Origin of the sequence: Gordonia paraffinivorans, from assembly GCF_900683595.1 — a bacterium.
Lineage (GTDB): Bacteria > Actinomycetota > Actinomycetes > Mycobacteriales > Mycobacteriaceae > Gordonia > Gordonia paraffinivorans.
On the sequence record NZ_CAACYD010000005.1, the window covers coordinates 177,553 to 198,031 of the forward strand.

A 20,479-nucleotide genomic window follows, 5' to 3' on the forward strand; every position below is an offset into this window, starting at 1 on the left:
TCTGCTTCACTCTCATGTTGACACTGCCAACACCTAGTGGTGACCATCACACCGGGCAGGCTTCGAGGAGGAACCACATGGCCACCGTCACCTTCATCAGCTTCGACGGAGAGAAGCACGAGGTCCCGTTCGTCGAGGGACAGAACCTCATGCAGGTCGCGATCGACAACGGGGTCTCCGGAATCGACGGCGACTGCGGCGGCGATGCCGCGTGCGGCACCTGCCACGTCACCGTCGACCAGCAATGGATCGCCGCGACCGGCAGCCGCACCCCCGCCGAGGAGCAGATGCTCGAGATGAATCCCGATTGCCAGGAGACCTCGCGCCTGTCGTGTCAGATTGCACTCGGCGCCGAGCACGACGGACTCATCGTCAACCTTCCCGAATTCCAGTTCTGAGCCGAACGGAGAATCACTGATGCAGATCCTCGACCGCGTCGTCGAAACGGTGCAGGCGAACATCCCGGTGGACCGCCAGGTTCAGGCGCTCCAGCTCTTCCACAAGGCGCGTGGCCGTCTCGTGGGTGAGTCGCGACCGGAACCCTTTGTGGAGAAGCCGATCCCACCGGTCGACGAGGTCTCCCTCGACGCGATCGACATGAGCAACCCGTTCATGTACCGCCAGGGTCAGTGGGCTCCGTACTTCGCGCGCCTTCGCGAGGAGGCGCCCGTCCACTACCAGCCGAACAGCCGGTTCGGTCCGTTCTGGTCGGTGACCCGGTACGAGGACATCCTGACCGTCGACAAGGATCACGAGACGTTCTCGGCCGAACCCTTCATCGTCATCGGCACTCCCCCGCCGGGTCTCGACGTCGAGATGTTCATCGCGATGGACCCGCCGCGCCACGACGTGCAGCGCCGCGCGGTGCAGGGCGTCGTCGCGCCGAAGAACCTCAAGGAGATGGAGGGGCTGATCCGCGAACGCGTGTGCGAGGTCCTCGACAACCTCCCCGTCGGGCAGCCCTTCAACTGGGTCGACCGGGTGTCGGTGGAGATCACCGCCCGGACCCTCGCCACGATCCTCGACTTCCCGTACGAGCAACGGCGCAACCTCGTCCGCTGGTCCGACCTGGCGGCCGGCAGCGAGGAGGCGACCGGCGGTGCCAGCGATCCCGACGTCGTCTACCAGGCGGCGCTGGAGATGGTCCGCGCGTTCAGCGAGCTGTGGCACGACAAGGCGGCGCGTCGGGCCGCCGGCGAGGAACCGGGGTTCGACCTCATCAGCATGTTGCAGTCCAACGAGGACACCAAGGACCTCGTGAAGCGGCCGATGGAGTTCATCGGCAACCTGACGCTGCTGATCGTGGGCGGCAACGACACCACCCGCAACTCGATGTCGGGCGGCGTCTATGCGCTCAACAAGTTCCCCGGCGAGTTCGAGAAGCTCAAGGCCGATCCGAGCCTGATCCCCAACATGGTGTCGGAGATCATCCGCTGGCAGACCCCGCTCGCCTACATGCGACGCGTCGCCACCAAGGACACGATCCTCAACGGCCAGTTCATCCGCAAGGGCGACAAGCTCGTGATGTGGTACGCCTCGGGCAATCGGGACGAGAGCAAGTTCGAGCGCGCCGACGAGCTCATCATCGACCGCCCGAATGCCCGCAACCACATGGCTTTCGGCTACGGGGTGCACCGCTGCATGGGCAACCGGCTCGCCGAGCTGCAGCTGCGGATCCTGTGGGAGGAACTGCTCGAGCGCTTCGACGACATCAAGGTGCTCGAGGAGCCCGAGTACGTGCAGTCGAACTTCGTGCGCGGCTACAGCAAGCTGATGGTCGAACTCACGGCGAAGAAGACCTCATGACCTCGGGACGTGCTGTCGTGCTGGGCGCGAGCCACGCGGGCGCCCAGCTCAGCGCCGCGCTCAGGTCGTCGGGTTGGACAGGCGAGATCGTCCTCATCGGCGACGAGCCCCACCTCCCCTATCACCGGCCCCCGATGTCGAAGACCTACCTGGCCGACGCCGTCGGGATCGACGACCTGTTGATCCGCGGCCCGGAGTTCTATGCCGCCAAGGGGATCGAGTTCCGTCGCGCGCGGGCCGAGCGCATCGACCGCGACGCCAAGCGGGTCGTCCTCGACGACGGCGAGGCCGTCGCCTACGACCGACTCGCGCTGTGCCTCGGTGCGTCCCCGGTGCGGCTGTCGATCCCGGGTGCGGAGCTGAGCGGTGTGCACTACCTCCGCACCGCGGAGGACGTCGAGGCGATCCGCGCCGACGTCCCCGGCAGCAGCCGGGCCGTCATCGTCGGTGGTGGCTACATCGGACTCGAGACGGCGGCGTCCCTGCGCAAGCTCGGCCTCGACGTCACCGTCGTGGAGGCGGCCGACCGGGTCCTCAAGCGTGTCACCGCCCCGCAGGTCTCCGACTTCTATCGCCGCATCCACGAGGCCGAGGGCGTCCGGGTTCGCACCGACGCCGCGGTTGTGGCCTTCGACGGTGACGCGAGCGGTGACGGAACCGAGCGAGTGCGCGCCGTTCGCCTCGGCGACGGAGAGACGATTCCCGCCGATCTGGTGGTCGTCGGCATCGGCGTCCGGCCCAACGTCGCGCCGGCGATCGATGCCGGACTCGACGTCGACGACGGCATCGTCGTCGATGCCCAGGGGCGGACGAACGACCCGGACATCACCGCGGCCGGCGACTGCGTCACCTATCACGACACGCGGTACGGCAAGGTCCGGCTGGAGTCGGTTCCCAGCGCCGGAGAGCAGGCGAAGGTGGCAGCGGCCACCATGTGCGGGAAGCCGGCGACGATCTCCGCGCTGCCCTGGTTCTGGTCCGATCAGTACGACCTCAAGCTTCAGATCGCCGGGCTCAACACCGGGTACGACCGGGTCGTCCTCCGCGGGGACCCGACCTCGGACCGTGAGTTCGCATGCTTCTACCTGCGTGACGGGGAACTGATCGCGACTGATTGCGTCAACCGTCCACAGGAGTTCATGTTCGCCAAACGCGTACTGTCACAGGGGCTGCCGGTCGATCCCGAGCAGCTGGCGGACCTCTCGGTGCCGGTTGCGGATCTGCTCGACGCCGCCAAGGAGAAGGCCTCCTTGGCGAGCACGTAGTCGCTTCGCTCGTCGAGGTTCGGTTCGGCCGCCGATCTGTGAGTTCCCTGCGCTTGCGACCTCGATCCGCGTCGGCGACCTCGATCGATGGCGCCGCGCCGAGGTGATGTCGCGGGCGACATCACTCATGACCCGGAAACGCCGGTGTGCCCGAGACGGCCACTGCCTGACCGGGCATGGACGAGGGACTCACGAGGAGGCGAACGCCTCCCCCAGGTATGCGTTCTCGACGAGCTCCGGAGCCGCGGCGAGATCGGCGGCCCTGCCCTTCAGCACCTGCTGACCGTGCCGTACGACGATCGCGGTGTCGGCGACCTCGAGAGCCAACTGAACGTGCTGTTCGACGAGTACGACCGCGGCGCCGGTCCTGTCGGCGACCTCGCGTACGACCGGCAGTAGACGTTCCACGATCACCGGGGCCAGGCCCATGCTGAGTTCGTCGATCAGCAGCACCTTGGGGTGCTGGACCAGGGCTCGCCCGATCGCCAACATCTGCTGCTCGCCGCCGGACAGGGCTCCGGCAGGGACTTTCAGGCGGTCGGCGAGCTGCGGGAATGTCTCGAGGACCGTGTCGCGTTCAGTGCGCCATCCCCGTCGAGCTCTCACCGACAGCCGCAGGTTCTCCTCGACCGTGAGCGTGGTGAACAGCGACCGGTCGTCGGGAACCAGGACCAGGCCGGCCTTGACCGCGCTACGCGCGTGACCGGGCTTGACCGGGTGTCCGTCGATGCATACCTCACCGCCGAGGCTCGGCAGCAACCCCACCAGGGTCATCAGCGTCGTCGTCTTGCCTGCGCCGTTGGGGCCGAGAAGCGCCAGCACCTCGCCGGCCTGGAGCTCGAGGTCGAATCCGCGCACGCAGGGACGGCCGACGTAACCGGTATCAAGCGCGGTGCAGCTGAGGACGGTGCTCATGCCTTGAGCTCCTGTCTGGCGTGGGCGACGCCGAGATAGGCGCTGGTGACGACGGGGTCGTTGCGGATCTCGTCCGGCGTCCCGATCGCGATGACGCGGCCGAGGTCCAGGACGACGATGCGGTCGCACACCTCGAGGACGAGTTCCATGTCGTGATCGACCATGACGATGGTCAGGCCGGCGTCCCGGATGGCCCGAAGGCGGTGTCCGAGCCACACGCTCTCGGCGCTGTCCAGACCGGCTGCGGGCTCGTCGAGCAGGACCACGCGGGGGCGCCCGGCGAGCGCCCGGGCAACCGACACGAGTTGTCGCCGGCCCTGTGAGAGTTCCTTGACCGGCCGATCGACCACCGGGGTCAGGTGCAGGACGTCGAAGAGTCTCTCGAGGTCGTCGTCCCCCGACTCCGTCGGCCTTCCGCGGTGCCGCGCGGCCGTCGTGCCGACGGTCACGTTCTCGCGGACCGACGGTCGTCGTACAGTTCGATGCCCTGGAACGTCCGGCCGAGGCCCCGGCGGCTCCGCTCGTGGGGTCGTCGGCCGTCGAGACGCTCCCCGTCGAGCACGACGCTGCCTGCCGCGTCGGCGAATCCGCTGATGGCGTCGATGAAGGTCGTCTTGCCTGCCCCGTTGGGGCCGATGAGACCGATGATCTCGCCGTCCCGGACATCGAAGGACACGTTGTCGACGGCCGTCACCCCGCCGTAGTGCACGCCGATACCCGTCGACGACAGCAGCACCTCTCCCACTTCGCGAGCGGATTCGGGTGGCGGAGAGAGGGCATCGGTGGCGCTGAGGAGTTCGGGTGGGGTCTCGTCCTGTGAGCGGCCGGTGACCTTGCCGCGCAACCAGTTGATCGCCCTGTGGACCTCGGAGATGATGCCCTCGGGGTTGGCGATGATGGTGATCACCAAGAGGACCCCGGTGATGACGTGGTAGTACTCGCCGAGGTCTACCCCGCGATCGAGGAACACGAAGAGGATTCCGCCGGCACCCATGATGCCGGCGAGGACACCACCGGACACACACGTGATCCCGGCGAGATAGGACACCGCGAACATGCCGATGCCGGCGATCGCGACGTATGACGTCGGTACGACGACGGTCTGCTGGTAGGCCATCAACGAACCGCCGATCCCCGCGATGAACGCGGCGATGGCGAAGGGCACCAGCTTGGTCCGCGACACGTTGATGCCGGCTGCGGCCGCGGACCGCTCGTTGGCGCGGACAGCCAGCATCGAGGCGCCCAGGCGGCTGAACCATCTGTGCGTCTGCGGGTTGTGGCCTCACCGTCGGTGCCCGGTTCCGTGTCATGGCGTGTGTCTCGATCGCGAGCACATCCCCGGCTGGGTCGGCGATACCGCCGACGGCGCCTCAGTTCGGGTAGGCGTGGTCGAGTAGCGCTGCGTAGAGCGCGAGTTCGGCCGGTGTGGCGTTGTGCAGGTCGGTGTAGTGGAACCGTGGTGGGTGTGGCGGATCGTCGGGCGGCCCGGGTTCGGGTTGTCCGTGTTGGTCGGGTGCCCTGCGCTGGTCGGGCTTGTCAGGTGTGGGGTGGATGTTGTTGCGGGTCTCGGTGAGGATGTGTCGGAATCGGTGGCCGATGTCGGGTTTTCGGTTGATCCGTGGGCGTCGGGGTGGTGTGCCGGGTGCGGTGTTGAGTTGCCAGGTGCAGCGCCCGGCGTCGGGTCCGCTGCCGATCATGCGGGTGGTGTAGTCGCCGGGGCGGTTGCCGATCATGTGGTGATGGCGGGTGCAGGCTGGGGCGAGGTTGTCGATGTCGGTGCCACCACCGTCACCCCAGTCGGTATGGGCGTGGTGCATCTCCACACGCGTTGCGGGCACATCGCAACCGGGCGCGGAGCAGGTGTCGCCGCCGGGACGGGCGAAGGACGCCAGGCGTTGTTCCATCGACGCCAGACGCTTGCCGCGTCCGAGATACAGCGGTGCGGCGGTGGCATCGACGAAAATCGCCAGCCACGGCTCCACCCGGCCGGCCATGGAGATCAGGCCCTCGATGTCGATGAGGGTGCCATCAGCGGTGGCCGCCAGCCCGGCCGCACGCTGCAGATCTGCCAGGTCGGCTTTGACGATCAACTGGATGGGCAACCCCCGATGAGTTTTGCCGAGCAACCCGTCGTCGAACACCGCTTGCAGCAGTGCATTGAGGGCGTCGTGCTGTATCTGTGCCGGGGTACGCAGATCCCGTTGCGCAGCGGCTTCCAGCCGCTCGGGGTCGGCGTCCTGGATCGCCCCGGTCGGTGAGTCGGGGTCGTTGGGGTTGTTCATCCCGGGGCGCGCCCACACATCCAAGAACGTCGCCAGGCGTGCGCGCAGTTCTGGGGTGAGGGTGGCGGTGAGTTTCGATGTGCCATCAGCGCGTTGCCGGTTGATCCAGAGCTTGCGGCGTCGTCTGCGGTCCTCGAGGTCGGTCAAGACCCCGTCGGGGTCGAGGTGTGCCAGCAGGCGGGCGCCGGCACGCTCGATCTCCGGTGGTGTCATCCAGGTCGCGTACTCGGCCATCGTCCGTTCGGCAGCAGCCGTCACGTCATGGGCTATTGCGGTGGGGATCTGATCGAGCACGTCCATCACCGCGTGGACGTGATCGGGGCCGACGCGTCCGTCGGCGAATGCTGCAGCCAGTGTCGGGTTTTCGGGTTCGAGGGGTTGGCCGGTGAGGTCGATGAACGTCGCGATGGCCTGCACGCGGGTCCGACGCCGGCCCGGCCGGGTCATCCGCAGCACATCGTGCATGTAGGCCAGGATGTTGCGCCGGCCGGTCTTACGCGGCAGATCGCGGGCGGCGACCTCCACCACCTGCTGATCACCGGCGAACGCCAAACGGTTTCTCGCGCGCTCGGTTTCGGCGGCCACATACTCCACCTGCGCATCGGTCAACGTCGAAAGCTCAGCCCGCTGCAGCGCGGCGCAGAGCCGGTGGATCTCGTCGACGATCGCCACAGCATCGCAAGGAGCGTCGACCGATGTTGTCTCGGTCATGACGACCACCCCACAGTCCGCCGATCGAATATATGTTCGATACTACCTCGTGCTGTCGGACACTCGGGGAGCTTCTCCACAGGCTGATGAAGCGAATGTGCGTATCCGGCAGTGTGATTCGCGTCCAGCGTGAATCAGAGGCGCTCTCGGGCTCTCGTTGTTCCCCGCCGGACTCCCCGTTGCGGCGCGGGTCGATGGAACGGCGCCGCCGAACGAATCCTCGGGCGGAGGGGACTCGAACGCGACTCAGAAGTCGAAGCCGCCGAAGTCCGTGCCTCCCCCATCGCCGCCGAAGCCGCCGCCGTCGAAACCTGCGTCACCGCCGAAGTCGCCGTCGCCGCCGGCATCGCCGCCACCGAATTCGTCTCCCCCGCCGCCGAAACCGCCCTCGGAGCCGTCGCCGACGCCGTTCTCGAAGGCCTGCGCGTCGTACGGCACTCCGGCCATGCCGGAGAACAGCGACGAGAACAGCAGCATCGAGCCCATGCCCCAGGCTCCGGCGACGAGTGCCGGTCGCCACCACGGTTCGGAGTACCAGCCGGCAGGAACCGGGCGCCCCGCGACCCGACCGCCCGGGAAGTAGTTCGGGGTCTTGTCGGACGGCTCGGGCGACGCCTCGACCTGTCGTCCCTCGAACTCGACCTTCCGATGCTCGGTGACGGCACCGGCGCTGCGCTGGCCCTCGAGTTCCGGGATCGGTGGGCCGGGATCCAGATTCATCGCGGTCCGTGCGGCCCGGACGTAGTACAGGCCCTCGAGTGCTGTCTGCTTGGCGAGACGTGCCTGCGCGGGCGAGTTGGCCTGCTCGATCTGCGATGACGCGGCGGTGAATCGCTCGGACGCGTCGGCCAGTGCCTGCTTCGATGCAGGGTTGTCGCCGACCAGCATGTACACCTGCCCGCCGAGACGCTCGATCGCCTGCCGTGCATCGGCCTTGGCGTCGTCGAGAGTTCGTGCGGTATTGGCCGTCGACCGCTGCTGCACGACGAACACCACGCCGACGACGATGACGACAACCGCCAGCAAGATCAGTGCATCCATGGCTTTGCTCCTTCGGTTCCCGACGCTCCGGCCGGCGAAAGCCTCCGCCCCGTCACGAATCGGACACCTCCGAGCGTACCGACGACACTCCTGCGGGTTTCGCGCTCGAATGTCACCGCGGTGTACGGGTCGATCGGCTCGACAGTGTGTGAGTCTGGGAGCAGACCACCGGAGGACGCGACGCCAACCTCGTGGAGGTCAAATGACGCAGCCCGTCCGACGCCTGTGCCTCGCTCTCGTGACCATCGCGGCGATCGCATCGGTCGCGATCGTCGCGGCCACCGCTGTCGCGGCACCGACGCGAAATCCGGTGATACTCATCCACGGCTGGACCGCGGGCGGGCTGTTGCCGCCGCAGAAGGCCACCTTCGAGCCGATGAGGCGTGCGCTCGCGGCCGACGGCCGTCCCGTCCACGTCGTCGATCTGCCCGGTGACGTCAACGTGGAGAATGCCGCTGCGATCGCCCGCGTCGTCGCACAGGCGCGCTCCGGGCAGCCGGGGCACAAGGTCGACCTGGTCGGTCACAGCATGGGCGGTCTTGCGGCCCGTCACTATCTGAAATTCCTCGGTGGCACAGCCCATGTCGAACACTATGTGTCGATGGGCACCGGCCAGTACGGCTGGCGCCCGGCATGCCTTCTCCCGCCGGGAACGGGTGACGACATGTGCCCGACGAGTCCGTTCCTGCGTGCGCTGAACCGAGGTGACGACACGCCGGGAAGCGTCGCCTACACCACGCTGAGGACGATCGACGACCCGCCTGCAGCCGGCGGACAACGCAACCGCCACCTCGACGGCGGGGTCTGTGTGCGTGACGGGATCGACGGAGGGCCGCATATGGACGAACCGCGCAATCCCAGGATCATCGCGATGGTGCGGCAGGCACTGAACGACGGATGTCCAGGAGAGATCGTCGACCTACCGGTGACCTGAGGGCCGCCCGGATCCCGGGGCAGCCCACCCGTCGAGGGCTTCAGTTCTCGCCCGTCCCTGCGTCGAGATGAGCCAGCGCGGCCTTCGCGCGTTCGAGTTCGCGGGTCAACTCGTCGATCTTCTGCTGGGCGGCGACTCGGGCGCTCTCGATCACGTCGTCGACGGCCGCGATCGCCGTCTCGTCACCGAGTTCCCGCATGGCACGGGCTACTCGATCAGCGGTCACCTCGGTGGCCTTGCCCTTCTTGCTGCCGTGCGACACCGTCACCGTCCATGTGCTCTCGCCTGCCGAGGTAACGGTCACGCTGACCGGCGCCTGAGTCGATTTGCCGCGCCTGGTCGACTTCGCCGGTGCGGGTTTGGGTTTCGTGCTCGTGGTGGCCGCGGCCGGAGAACGGTCCGGGGCAGTCGTCGCGGGTCGATCGGTGGGCGCCGGCTTCGTCGGCGGCTCGGAGGCAACGGCTTTCGGCGTCGCACGCGGACTCGCGGACGGTGCCGGCGCAGCGGTGGTGGCCTTCGACGCGCGGGAGCGGGTGGACGTGGACGCCGACGGTCGGTGGAGCAGGAGTTCGTCGGCCTCGAACGGCAGCTGGTCGTCGACACCTTTCGGACGCACCGTGACCGTGGTTCCGTCGACGGAGATCACACGAGCCGAGGTCCCGGCGTCGATGCCGAGCGCCGGGATCGGGTCGCGAAGGTAGACGGTGACCCGCTTGCCGGCGTCGAGCCCCGCCGACAGTGAGTGCAGGTCGTCGGAGGTGAGTCCGGCTTTCCTCTGAGCGTTCACGGGTTCCATATTCGCACATGCGTGCGATTCGCGGGGCCGTGGGCGGATGGTTGCGACCGCTCCCGACGCGGATGCTGTGGTTACGCTCGAAGTGTGGCCGCACACGACTCCTCCCCCGCCCGAACCAGCACGGCACTGGCCGGCTTCGAGAGCACCTTCGCCGACGAGCTGAGCCGGCTGACCGTCGCCTGGCAGGGGGTCGAGGCCCCTGACCCGAGACTGCTGGTGCTCAACGAACCTCTGGCAGTCGCACTCGGGCTCGACGTCGAGTCCCTGCGGTCCGACGACGGCATCGCGATCCTGGTCGGTTCGGCTGCTCCCGCCGACGCCACGCCGGTGGCGACCGCGTACTCGGGTCATCAGTTCGGCAACTACGCGCAGCTTCTCGGAGACGGGCGCGCCCTGCTCATCGGAGAACTGCGCGATCCGGCCGGGAACCGGGTCGATCTACAGCTGAAGGGCTCCGGCCCGACACCGTTCTCCCGCGGCGGCGACGGCTTCGCGGTCGTGGGACCGATGCTGCGCGAGTACCTGGTCAGCGAGGCGATGCATGCGCTCGGCATACCCACGACGCGGTCGCTCTCGGTGGTCGCCACCGGTCGAGACGTGCATCGGTCCGGCCCCGAGCCGGGAGCGGTTCTCGCCCGAGTGGCGTCGAGCCACCTGAGGGTCGGGACCTTCGAGCTCGCGGTCCGCGTCGGCGAACTGCTCCAGCCGCTCGCCGACTACGCGATCGCGAGGCACTATCCCGATCTCCTCGAGCTCCCGGTCTCCGGCGGCGGCAACAGGTACGTCAAGTTCCTCGAGGAGGTCGTGGAACGGCAGGCCGCCCTCGTCGCCCGGTGGATGCTGGTCGGCTTCGTGCACGGCGTGATGAACACCGACAACACCACGATCTCCGGCGAGACCATCGATTACGGACCGTGTGCGTTCATCGACGCGTTCGACCCCGCGGCGGTGTTCAGCTCCATCGACTCGGGCGGTCGTTACGCCTTCGGTAACCAGCCCGGCGTGCTGAAGTGGAATCTCGCCCGCTTCGCCGAGACGCTCCTGCAACTCGTCGCGCCCACGCCGGACGAGGCGGTCGCCGTGGCGACGGCCGTCCTGTCGTCGTTCGATGCGCGCTACAAGCAGCATCTGAACGCGGGACTGTCGGCGAAGGTGGGCCTCGCCGACACCTTCGTCGAGCACGACCTGATCGACGATCTCCTCGCCCTGATGGGCGAACACCGGGCGGACTGGACCGGCACCTTCCGGGCGCTCGCCGAGGACCTGCGTGGTCGCCCGGGCCCGCTCGATGCGATTCTGCCCCGCGAGCGGTCGGCCCCGTGGATCGCGCGATGGCGGGCCGCTCTCGCCGAGCACGGCCGTGACGACGCGTCGACCGCCGACGCGATGGACCGCGTCAATCCGCTCTACATCCCGCGCAATCACCGGGTCGACGAGGCGCTGCGCGCTGCCACCGACGGGGACATGGGCCCGTTCGACGAGCTCCTGGATGTCGTCACCCATCCGTTCGACCGCAGGGTCGAGTGGGTCCGGTACACGACCCCGGCCCCCGAGGAGTTCGCGTCTTCCTTCCAGACGTTCTGCGGCACCTGAGGTCGAAAGTCCGTGCGGCCAGGGTCGGCTGAGAGATGATGGTCCCCATGCGACTGCTCACTCGAGACCGTGCGAAGACCGTCCATACCTCCACGGCGACTTCCTCCTCGGTGGTCGGTTCGGTCGCGACGACCTCGAGCGTGGCGGTCGCCAGATCGGCGGCAACCGTCCGGAGCGCCGCGGTGGCCGCGTCGGCGGCGACGACGCTCAGCGCAGGGGTCAGCTCGTCGGCCGGGACCGCGGCGAGTGCGGGTGTCATGGGATCGGCCGTCACAGCCGGCAGCGCCCTCGTGGCGTCGAGTTTCGGCACCTTGCTGAGCTTCGCGGTTCTCGGTAGTGCGGGAACGGTGGCGAGCGCATTCTGCATCCGATGCGCCGGCTGCATCGGATGCTTCCGCTGCCGGAACTGCGTCGGATGTGTGGGCTGCGTCAACTGCTCGGGCCTGCGCGGAGCGGTCGGCCTGCGAAACGTGCACGCGTGACCGCGCGACCCCATCTCGTACGGCGCCTTCCACGATGACCGATCCCGACGACACCGAGGCCTCGCTGATCGCCGAGCGCGCGCGGACATCGGAACTCATCGAGTCGATGTCGGCCCGCCTGGCGTCGGTCATCGAGGCCACCGCCGACTCGGCCTCCGACGACGAACACGATCCGGAGGGCACGACGCTCGCCGTCGAGCGCGGCCAGCTGGTGGCACAGCTCGAACGGTCGCGCGTGCGTCTCGAGGAGATCGACGCCGCGCTCGAGCGTCTCGGTCGCGGCGCCTACGGACGCTGCGAGACCTGTGGCGAGGAGATCGGCGCGGAACGCCTCGAGGTCCTGCCCGCCGCACGGCAATGCGTGAGATGCGCGGCGAAGAACTCGTCGCGTCGATGGTGAGCCGGACAGCCCGAGAAGATTCGCCGATCCCGTACGCCAACCGCCAGATCATGCCCAGTTCTGCCGAGCGGTCCTCGGTCGGACCGGTACGCGAGTAGATAGAGGAGGTGGACCCGGTCCGCCTGATCGAAAGGTATGCGCATGAAAGCCATCCAGATCGTCAAGCCGCAGAGCCCGCCGGAGTTGCGGGAGGTGGACAAGCCCGAACCCGGTCCGGGGCAGGTGCTGCTCGAGGTCACCGCCGCAGGCGCCTGCCACTCGGATGATTTCGTCCTCAATCTCCCGGCGGAGGGATTTCCCTATCCCCTTCCCATGACCCTCGGCCACGAGGGTGCCGGCGTCGTCGCAGCCGTCGGGAGCGGCGTCACCGGATTGTCGGAGGGCACGTCGGTAGCGGTGTACGGCCCGTGGGGATGCGGGACGTGCCACTTCTGTTCACGAGGCCTGGAGAACTACTGCAGTCGCGCCGCGGAACTGGGCATCGCGCCGCCCGGACTGGGGAACCCGGGGGCGATGGCCGAGTACATGCTCGTCGACGACCCGCGCCACCTCGTTCCCCTCGGCGACCTCGACCCGGTGTCGGCCGTGCCGCTCACCGACGCGGGCCTCACGCCGTATCACGCGATCAAGCCCACGTTGCCCAAGCTCGTCGGCGGCACCACCGCGGTGGTCATCGGCGTGGGCGGTCTGGGGCACGTCGGCATCCAGTTGCTCCGCCATCTGACCCCTGCGCGCATCATCGCTCTCGACGTCACCGACGAGAAGCTCGACTTCGCCCGGGAGAACGGTGCGCACGAAGTGGTGCGCAGTGACGCCGACGCGGTGACCAACGTTCGAAAGATCACCGGAAACGAGGGTGCGACAGCCGTTTTCGACTTCGTCGGCCTGCAGCCCACCCTCGACGCCGCGATGGGGATGGTCGGCACGATGGGCGACGTGGTCATCGTCGGCATCGGCGACGGTGTCGCAGCCGCGAAGGTCGGGTTCTTCACGCAGCCGTTCGAGGTGTCGGTCCGCGCACCCTACTGGGGTGCGCGCGAGGAGCTCATCGAGGTGCTCGACCTCGCTCGGGATGGGGTGCTGAAGGTTGCCGTCGAACGGTTCTCGCTCGACGACGGGCTCGAGGCGTACCGGCGGCTTGCGGCCAATGAACTGCGCGGACGCGCCGTCGTCGTGCCGGAATGAATGGTCTCGAACCCTAACCTACGGTACCGTAACTTAGATGGACGTAGATCTGGCCCGGTCCGACGCGGTGTACGAGCACTACCGAGAGCATCAGCAGGATCGCTTTCGGGCGAAGCTGATGTACGGCATGCTCGCGGCCAGGATCCGCCCGGTGGTGCAGTTCGCATCCCGCGATCGCCTGGTGCGCGCGGCACGCAGCGGCAACCCCCTGCTCATCGCGGCAAACCATGTCTCCGAGCGGGATCCGCTCGTGCTCGCGGCCGCCGGCTTCCGCTCCCCGATCCGGCGGCGGATCGGCCACATGCGCGTGCTGGCGAAGGACGAACTGTTCGAGGACCCCGAGCAGCGGCGCAAGATCGACACGCTCGGCGGCATACCGGTGTTCCGACCCAAGGATCACGGCGTCCGTGCCGCGGCGGCCGCCGCCGGTCAGATGTTCGGCGTCTGCGTCGACCGGATGAAGCGCGGCGACAGCATCGCCGTCTTCCCGGAGGGGACCTGTAACGACGGCGATGTCACCCGGTTGCAGAAGCTCGGCACGGGGATCGGCCACATCGCCCATCGCGCCCTGCGAGCCGGTCTGGACATCTCCCTGGTGTCCGCGGGTATCGCCTACCCCGACGACGACCGCGGACGCCCCGTCGTGGAGTTCGGCGAGCCGATCGACCTCTCCCGCTTCCGCGACGAGACGCCCGCATCCCTGACCCGGATCATCCAGGGCGACCTCCAGCACGTCGTCGACGACGTCTACCACGCGGCCTGAGCCGTACCGCGGCGTGCTGCGGCTGCGGAGCCGCGGGCTGCAGACGGCCGCCGGCGCGCGGCCGTCCATGAGCGAGCCCCGGGGCGGCCGTGTTTGGCCACCCGGCCGGGCGGCTACACCGGGGCATGCCAGAGCATCGACAGCCCGATGATCCGAAGGCCGGTGACGTCGACGTCCGCGACGCCCCCGAGCTCGCCGATCCCGACGATCCCCGCAAGCCCGAGTCGCCGACGGACCTGACCAAACCGTCGCTGATGTTCGTGCTCAAGAAGACGGCGCGGGAGTTCGGCCGTGATCAGTGCACCGACCTCGCCGCGGCGCTCACCTACTACTCGGTGCTCTCGCTCTTCCCCGCACTCCTCGCGCTCGTGTCGCTGCTCGGCGTCTTCGGCCAGGGCGAGAAGACGGTCGACGCGGTGATGCAGATGATCGACGAACTCGGGCCGTCGTCGGCGGTGGACACGCTCCGCGGTCCGGTCGAACAGTTGGTGGACGCGCCCAGCGCCGGTCTCGCCCTGGTCCTCGGTCTCGCCGGCGCGCTGTGGTCGGCGTCGGGGTACGTCGGAGCCTTCGGGCGTGCGATGAACCGCATGTACGAGGTCGACGAGGGCCGACCGACCTGGAAGCTGCGGCCCGCGATGCTTCTCGTCACCCTGGTGGCCCTGATCCTCGCCGCGGCCGTGGCCCTCATGCTCGCCGTCAGCGGTCCGATCGCGCAGTCCATCGGCGACACCATCGGCCTGGGGTCCACGGCGCTCACGGTGTGGAACATCGCGCGCTGGCCGGTCGTGCTGGTGTTCGTCGTCGTGATCGTCGCCGTCCTGTACTGGGCGACGCCGAATGTGAAGCAGCCGAGGTTCCGGTGGATCAGTGCGGGTGCGGTTCTCGCGATCCTGACCTGGATTCTCGCGTCGGCGGCCTTCGCGCTGTACGTCTCCAACTTCGGCAGCTACAACAAGACGTACGGCGCGCTGGCCGGGGTCATCGTGTTCCTGCTGTGGTTGTGGCTGACCAACCTCGCCCTGCTGTTCGGAGCCGAGTTCGACGCCGAACTCGAGCGGGGGCGGCAACTCCAGGCGGGAATGGCCGCGGAAGAACACCTCCAGCTACCGCCCCGGGACACGAAGGTGTCCGACAAGAACGCGAAGAAAGACCAGGAGTTCGTCGAGCAGGGCCGCGCCCTCCGCGAGTCCCGCGGTTGACGGCCCGCCGCGGTCAGGCGAACAGGGCCACCGTCTGAGAACCTTGCAGGATAGGACGGAGGTCGCTGTCCCACAGGGTCATCGCCTGGTGTGAGTACCCGTCGCGGGTGAACGTGCTCGACGACTCGAGGAGCATCCAGTCGGTCGGCTTGGGCAATTCGTCGGTGCAGACGTGGATGGTCCAGTTCATCGTGCTGACCGGCGCCCACTCGGTGAAGGCCGCGGTGGTCGCCGGCGGCATCGCGTCGGCGAGCGCGACCAGCGCGATCGTGGGGTCGACGCCTTCGGCGCCGCGATGCCGCACCCACGCCAGGAAACGCGGTGGGCCGTCGTTCGCCAGCGGGACGGTTCCCCCGGCCCGGACCATCTCGACGTTGTCCACGAATGCCGGACGCAGCGGCGCGTCGGCGTCGGCGAACGGCGGGCACTCGTCGGGGGCCGGCACGGTCGGGGCGCCGATGTGGTCATGCTCGATCGCGCTGGGACGCGGTCGGGCGAAGATCAGCGAGGCGTGCGCGGCCACCTGTCCCCCGCTGACGGTCTCCACCGCCACGCTCGAGGCCGACCTGCCCTCGCGGAGGCGGCGTGCGGTGAAGGTCGCCGTGTCGACCACCGGCGCGCTGAGCAGGAAATGAGCCGACTTCAGGGGCGGCAGCGGATCGCCGGCGGTGTGCTGTGCGGCGACGACCGCGAGCGCCGCGGTGAGCCCGCCGTACGCGGTGCGGCCCTGCGTCCATTCACCGGGGACGACGAACTCGGCGTGCGGGTCGAAGCCCGAGACGACTTCGGCGAGTGTGGGCATGGCTGGACATCCTCACGCGACTATGACGACCGATATAACGCGTCGAACGCTACGCTATGCCGGTCTGCATAGGCAACAGTGGTGGCCCGCCCGTCACGCCGTCAGGGTCGCGGCTCCGCCTGGTCCTCGCCCTTCGACGCCCGCGATGCGGCGACGTCACGGGCGACCGCCTCGCCCAACATCTGGCCCCCACTGGTGAGCAGCGCCCGCCGCCACGGCAGGGTGCCCTCGATCTCGATCTGGATCGACATCGACAGCACTGTCCGGATCACGACGATGATGCCGAGGATCAGGGCCTCCTCGACGGACGGCTTCGACGTGATCGTGCGGATCAGATCGGCGGCGACCAGGATCTCGAGGCCGAGCAGGATTCCCGAGCCGATCGTCGTGCGCAGCACTTGATAAGCCTCGTTGCCGCCCTCTTTCCGGGACAGGACACGGGCTCCGAGCACGATCGCGATCACGAACCCGACGATCATCGCGAACGCGCCGAGCGCCTCGAACGCTATCGCGACCCCGTTGAACACCTCTTCGAAGCTCATGCTCGAGAACCCTACGCATCCGGCCTTGCGCGCAACCGCTGAAGTGGCCGGTTTGCCGGGTTAGGATTCGTCGATGGCGTCCGTACTGATCGGCATCGTGGTGATCATCGGATGGTCTTTCGTCGCAGGGACACTGGCGCGCTTTCGCGTCTCCGGCGCGGTGCCGATGGTGATCACCGGGGTCGTCATCGGTCTGGCGACGAGCAATCCGATCGGTACGGCACTCGACACCGACATCGCCGAACCGGTCGTCGAGCTCATCCTCGCCATCCTGCTCTTCGTCGACGCCATCGAGGTGCGCGGCGGATTCTTCGCCGGTGAGCGCGGAACGTCGTTGCGGCTGTTGTTCATCGCGATGCCGCTGTCGGTGGCTGCCTGCATGCTGCTCGGGCTGGCGCTGGTGCCGTCGATGTCGGTGGGACTCGCGCTGCTCATCGCGTGCGTGGTCATACCCATGGACCTGACGCCCACCTCCTCGCTGGTCCGGGACCGCCGCGTCCCGGAGCGGGTGCGACATCTCCTGGCGGTCGAGAGCGGCTACAACGACGGCATCGTGGCGCCGTTCTTCGTCTTCGCCCTCGCACTCGCAGGCGACCACGCGAAGGCCGCCTCCCCCGCTGCCGCGCTCGAGGACGCGGTGCCCGCGGCATTGTGGGCGGTCCTGGTCGGAAGCCTCATCGGGTTCTTCGCGGCGAGGCTGACGAACTTCTCCGAACGCCGGGGACTCGCCACCGCCCAGTCGGTCCGCATCAGTCTGCTGTTGATCCCGATCCTCGCCTACGGCTGTTCGGTCGAGCTGGACGGAAACGGATTCGTCGCGGCGTTCGTCTGCGGGATCGCCTACAAGGCGGCACGCACGAACACGCCGGACGAGGCGCAGCTCAGCCTCGTCGACGACGTCGGGGCACTTGCCTCACTCACCATGTGGTTCGTCTTCGGATGCACGTGTGTGCTGGTCTTCGAGCTCGGGTTCATCTGGGAGATCGTCGTGCTCGCCGTCGCCGCACTCACGGTGCTGCGGATCGTGCCCGTGTACCTGGCGCTCGTGCGTTCGGACATCGGCCGGCGGGATCGAATGCTCCTCGGGGTGTTCGGCCCCCGGGGTACGGCCTCGATCGTGTTCGGTTTGCTCGCGTTCAACGATCTCGACGGCATGTTCGCGAACGTCGCCCTGTACGCGATGACGGTGACCGTGCTCGGCAGTGTCGTCCTCCACGGCATCGGCGTCGGTCTCATCGTCGAGAGACTCGGCCGCCGCGAGGCGTCGCCACCCGGCGGCTGACGTCAAGTGGGGCTCAGTCGGCCATCTCGGGCTGCCGAGCCCGGGCGAAATGCAGGTTCTCGTCCGCGACGTCTCCGCGGAGCAGGCGACGGTCGGTGTAGTAGCTCATCGACATCAGCCACGGCGCCTTCGGTCCCTGCTTCGGGAGCCGATCGAGCGCGCGCTGGACGTAGCCGGCGCCGAAGTCGAGCAGGGGCCGTGTCGGCATGGCCGGGTCGGCCTCCGCCCACACCGCGTCGTAACCATGAGCATCCAGGTGGCGCAGCAACTTGCAGAAGTACTCGCAGATGAGGCCGATCTTCAGCGTCCACGAGGCGTTGGTGTATCCGATCGCCAGCGCGAAGTTGGGGACGCCGGACAGCATCATCCCGCGGTACACCACGGTGTCCGGCAACGACACCGGCCTCCCGTCGACGGTCAGTTCGATGCCGCCGATGATCTTGATGTTGAGGCCTGTTGCGGTGACGATGATGTCGGCCTCGAGCTCGGTTCCGCTCTCCAGTCGGATACCGGTCTCGGTGAACGTCTCGATCCGGTCGGTGACGACCGACGCCTTGCCCGCGCGGATGGCGCGGTACAGGTCGGCATCGGGCACCACGCACAGGCGCTGGTCCCACGGGTTGTAGGGCGGGTTGAAGTGGGTGTCCACCGGAAAGCCCTCGGGCAGTTGCGATTCGTTGATCTTGCGGATCACTCGTCGCGCAGGGCCCGGGAAACGCTGGCACAACTCGTACAGCACCCGTTGCTGCAGGATGTTCTTCTGTCTGGTCAGCGCGTACCCGCGCTCGTTGCCGAGCACCTTCTTGAGCGTGTTCGCGATCGCGTCCTCGCGCGGCAGCGGGATGATATAGGTCGGCGTGCGCTGCAGCATGGTGATGTGCGCGGCGTCGTCGGCCATCGCGGGCAGGAGGGTGACCGCCGTCGCGCCGCTGCCGATGACGACGACACGCTTGTCCTTGTAGTCGAGATCCTCGGGCCAGTGCTGGGGATGCACGATCGTCCCGCGGAAGCGATCTCGCCCGGGGAAATCGGGGCTGTACCCCTCGTCGTAGTCGTAGTAGCCCGAACCGCAGAAGATCCACCGCGCGCTGATCCGGACCGGCTCGCCGGTGTCGGTGCGTTCGATGTCGACGGTCCAGCGCGCCTCGTCGGACGACCACGCCGCCGAGACCACCCGGTGCTGGTACCGGATGTGGTCGGCGAGTCCGTTCTCCTCGATGGTCTCGTTCAGGTAGTCGAGGATCCGCGGGGCGTCGGCGATCGCCTGCTTGTCCGTCCACGGCTTGAACTCGTAGCCGAACGTGTGCAGGTCGGAGTCGGACCTGATGCCCGGGTAGCGGAACAGATCCCAGGTGCCGCCGGCGGCGGCACGTGCCTCGAGGATGGCGAACGTCTTGGTCGGGTGCTCGGTCCGCAGATAGCGCGCGGCTCCGATCCCGGAGATCCCCGCCCCGATGATCAGGACGTCGACGGCGTCTGGGGTTGGTGCGGTCACCTTTTCCTCCCGGCTGGACGGCGGTGGTGCTGCCTACAGCATGCCGTAGCCCGGGGAGACCGGGTCGCCGGCCTACTTCTGTCCGTGCCAGACGGCGTCGAACGGCGCGGTCGAGGACAGGCGTCCGACGATGCCGGCGTGCGTGTACTCCTTGGCCTTGCGGACCGCGTCGACGACCTCGGCGCCCTTGGTGAGCTCCGCGGTGGTCGCGGCCGCGAACACACAGCCCGCACCGGACACGCGTTCGTCGCCGACCTTGGGCGCTCGCAGGATGGTGACGTCGGTGCCGTCGAAGAAGACGTCGATCGCCTCGTCGCCGGGGAGGCCGACGCCGCCCTTGACGACCACGTACCTCGGGCCGAGGTCGGCGATGCGCCGCGCGGCCTCGGCGAGGTCGTCGACGCTGGTCAGCTCATCCATCCCGGCCAGGGTCGCCGCCTCGAACAGGTTCGGGGTCACCACGGTGGCCAGCGGGAGGATCTCGGCGCGGAGCGCGTTGTCGGTGTCGAGTGCGGCACCGGGCTCCTGGCCCTTGCAGATCAGGACGGGGTCGACGACGACGTGGCGCCACGTCCGGGAGGACAACGCCTCGGCGACCGTCGAGATGGTCGCGGGCGTTCCGAGCATGCCGATCTTCACGACCTCGGGTTCATGCGCGACGGTGGCCGCCTCGATCTGGTCGGCGATGACGCCGGCGTCGACCGGGACGAAGCGGTGCCCCCATCCCGCCTTCGGGTCGAACGAGACGATGCAGGTGATGGTCCCGACCCCGTAGGTACCGAGCTGGGCGAAGGTGCGCAGGTCAGCCTGGATCCCGGCGCCACCGGTGGCCTCGGATCCGGCGATCACATACGACACGACTGACATTGCTCGTTCCTTTCGCGGTCCTCCACATGACCGCGTCCATTTCTACACCGTCACCGGCCGTGGCGATCGGTCAGGAGGTGCCGATGTGACCGGATCGCATGCAGGTTTGTGAGGAC

Annotated in this window: 21 protein-coding genes; 11 read left to right on the forward strand and 10 right to left on the reverse strand. The window is 68.1% G+C overall.

Translation table 11 applies throughout. The features are described from left to right. Positions 1 to 77: 77 nt before the first annotated feature. Genes E1P53_RS03045 through E1P53_RS03055 form a run of 3 tightly spaced genes read left to right on the forward strand, consistent with a single transcriptional unit; the run spans position 78 to position 3,071 of the window. The gene (locus E1P53_RS03045; protein WP_006901782.1) at positions 78 to 398 is read left to right on the forward strand and encodes a 2Fe-2S iron-sulfur cluster-binding protein; all 321 of its coding nucleotides are present in this window, start codon (positions 78 to 80) and stop codon (positions 396 to 398) included. A gap of 19 nt (positions 399 to 417) precedes the next feature. Further along, the gene (locus E1P53_RS03050) at positions 418 to 1,806 is read left to right on the forward strand and encodes a cytochrome P450 (RefSeq protein ID WP_006901781.1); all 1,389 of its coding nucleotides are present in this window, start codon (positions 418 to 420) and stop codon (positions 1,804 to 1,806) included. Continuing rightward, positions 1,803 to 3,071 (forward strand): NAD(P)/FAD-dependent oxidoreductase, encoded by a 1,269-nt coding sequence (locus tag E1P53_RS03055; RefSeq protein ID WP_131733437.1) that lies wholly within the window; start codon positions 1,803 to 1,805, stop codon positions 3,069 to 3,071. The genes E1P53_RS03050 and E1P53_RS03055 overlap by 4 nt, the downstream gene beginning before the upstream one ends. A 189-nt stretch (positions 3,072 to 3,260) precedes the next feature. Here E1P53_RS03055 and E1P53_RS03060 read toward each other — a convergent pair whose 3' ends face one another. The 5 genes from E1P53_RS03060 to E1P53_RS03075 form a co-directional block, all read right to left on the reverse strand. Next, complete coding sequence (locus tag E1P53_RS03060) at positions 3,261 to 3,986, reverse strand: ABC transporter ATP-binding protein (protein ID WP_131733438.1); 726 nt, start codon at positions 3,984 to 3,986, stop codon at positions 3,261 to 3,263. Continuing rightward, positions 3,983 to 4,435 (reverse strand): ABC transporter ATP-binding protein C-terminal domain-containing protein, encoded by a 453-nt coding sequence (locus tag E1P53_RS21175; RefSeq protein WP_342353771.1) that lies wholly within the window; start codon positions 4,433 to 4,435, stop codon positions 3,983 to 3,985. The genes E1P53_RS03060 and E1P53_RS21175 overlap by 4 nt, the downstream gene beginning before the upstream one ends. After that, entirely contained in the window at positions 4,432 to 5,220 is a 789-nt protein-coding gene (locus tag E1P53_RS21180) for an ATP-binding cassette domain-containing protein (protein ID WP_312029425.1), read from the reverse strand. The genes E1P53_RS21175 and E1P53_RS21180 overlap by 4 nt, the downstream gene beginning before the upstream one ends. Positions 5,221 to 5,356: 136 nt before the next feature. Next, positions 5,357 to 6,979 (reverse strand): HNH endonuclease signature motif containing protein, encoded by a 1,623-nt coding sequence (locus E1P53_RS03070; protein WP_131733364.1) that lies wholly within the window; start codon positions 6,977 to 6,979, stop codon positions 5,357 to 5,359. Positions 6,980 to 7,225: 246 nt separating this feature from the next. After that, positions 7,226 to 8,020 (reverse strand): DUF1542 domain-containing protein, encoded by a 795-nt coding sequence (locus E1P53_RS03075; RefSeq protein WP_131733439.1) that lies wholly within the window; start codon positions 8,018 to 8,020, stop codon positions 7,226 to 7,228. A 202-nt stretch (positions 8,021 to 8,222) separates the two neighbouring features. On the opposite strand from E1P53_RS03075, the gene E1P53_RS03080 reads away from it, so the two are divergent. Beyond that, complete coding sequence (locus tag E1P53_RS03080) at positions 8,223 to 8,954, forward strand: lipase family alpha/beta hydrolase (protein WP_165484392.1); 732 nt, start codon at positions 8,223 to 8,225, stop codon at positions 8,952 to 8,954. A 40-nt stretch (positions 8,955 to 8,994) separates the two neighbouring features. Here the strand turns inward: E1P53_RS03080 and E1P53_RS03085 are convergent, their stop codons facing one another. Continuing rightward, entirely contained in the window at positions 8,995 to 9,750 is a 756-nt protein-coding gene (locus E1P53_RS03085; RefSeq protein ID WP_006901774.1) for a DUF6319 family protein, read from the reverse strand. A gap of 84 nt (positions 9,751 to 9,834) precedes the next feature. Between E1P53_RS03085 and E1P53_RS03090 the strand changes: the two genes are divergently transcribed. From E1P53_RS03090 to E1P53_RS03115, 6 genes are all read left to right on the forward strand, one after another. Then, positions 9,835 to 11,343: a protein adenylyltransferase SelO gene (locus E1P53_RS03090; protein WP_131733441.1), complete on the forward strand. Its 1,509-nt coding sequence runs from the start codon at positions 9,835 to 9,837 to the stop codon at positions 11,341 to 11,343. A gap of 47 nt (positions 11,344 to 11,390) precedes the next feature. Next, positions 11,391 to 11,825 (forward strand): hypothetical protein, encoded by a 435-nt coding sequence (locus E1P53_RS03095; protein WP_342353772.1) that lies wholly within the window; start codon positions 11,391 to 11,393, stop codon positions 11,823 to 11,825. Between the two features lie 34 nt (positions 11,826 to 11,859). Beyond that, entirely contained in the window at positions 11,860 to 12,225 is a 366-nt protein-coding gene (locus tag E1P53_RS03100; RefSeq protein ID WP_131733442.1) for a TraR/DksA family transcriptional regulator, read from the forward strand. Between the two features lie 141 nt (positions 12,226 to 12,366). Then, entirely contained in the window at positions 12,367 to 13,410 is a 1,044-nt protein-coding gene (locus E1P53_RS03105; protein WP_006901771.1) for an NAD(P)-dependent alcohol dehydrogenase, read from the forward strand. Between the two features lie 37 nt (positions 13,411 to 13,447). Continuing rightward, a complete protein-coding gene (locus E1P53_RS03110) occupies positions 13,448 to 14,173 on the forward strand; it encodes a lysophospholipid acyltransferase family protein (protein ID WP_109237066.1) in 726 nt (241 codons plus the stop codon). A gap of 125 nt (positions 14,174 to 14,298) precedes the next feature. Then, positions 14,299 to 15,375, forward strand: coding sequence for a YihY/virulence factor BrkB family protein (locus tag E1P53_RS03115; protein ID WP_131733443.1), 1,077 nt, complete (start codon positions 14,299 to 14,301; stop codon positions 15,373 to 15,375). A 13-nt stretch (positions 15,376 to 15,388) separates the two neighbouring features. Here E1P53_RS03115 and E1P53_RS03120 read toward each other — a convergent pair whose 3' ends face one another. Together E1P53_RS03120 and E1P53_RS03125 are read right to left on the reverse strand one after the other, a co-directional pair. Beyond that, the gene (locus E1P53_RS03120; RefSeq protein ID WP_131733444.1) at positions 15,389 to 16,177 is read right to left on the reverse strand and encodes a thioesterase family protein; all 789 of its coding nucleotides are present in this window, start codon (positions 16,175 to 16,177) and stop codon (positions 15,389 to 15,391) included. A gap of 101 nt (positions 16,178 to 16,278) precedes the next feature. Further along, positions 16,279 to 16,719, reverse strand: a complete 441-nt coding sequence (locus E1P53_RS03125) for a DUF1622 domain-containing protein (protein WP_109237063.1) — start codon at positions 16,717 to 16,719, stop codon at positions 16,279 to 16,281. A 73-nt stretch (positions 16,720 to 16,792) separates the two neighbouring features. Between E1P53_RS03125 and E1P53_RS03130 the strand changes: the two genes are divergently transcribed. Then, positions 16,793 to 18,001, forward strand: a complete 1,209-nt coding sequence (locus E1P53_RS03130) for a cation:proton antiporter (RefSeq protein WP_131733445.1) — start codon at positions 16,793 to 16,795, stop codon at positions 17,999 to 18,001. Between the two features lie 13 nt (positions 18,002 to 18,014). On the opposite strand, the gene E1P53_RS03135 is transcribed toward E1P53_RS03130, so the two are convergent. Together E1P53_RS03135 and E1P53_RS03140 are read right to left on the reverse strand one after the other, a co-directional pair. Further along, positions 18,015 to 19,496: a flavin-containing monooxygenase gene (locus E1P53_RS03135; RefSeq protein ID WP_131733446.1), complete on the reverse strand. Its 1,482-nt coding sequence runs from the start codon at positions 19,494 to 19,496 to the stop codon at positions 18,015 to 18,017. Between the two features lie 72 nt (positions 19,497 to 19,568). Continuing rightward, positions 19,569 to 20,363, reverse strand: coding sequence for a hydroxymethylpyrimidine/phosphomethylpyrimidine kinase (locus E1P53_RS03140; RefSeq protein ID WP_006901764.1), 795 nt, complete (start codon positions 20,361 to 20,363; stop codon positions 19,569 to 19,571). Positions 20,364 to 20,479: the final 116 nt, after the last annotated feature.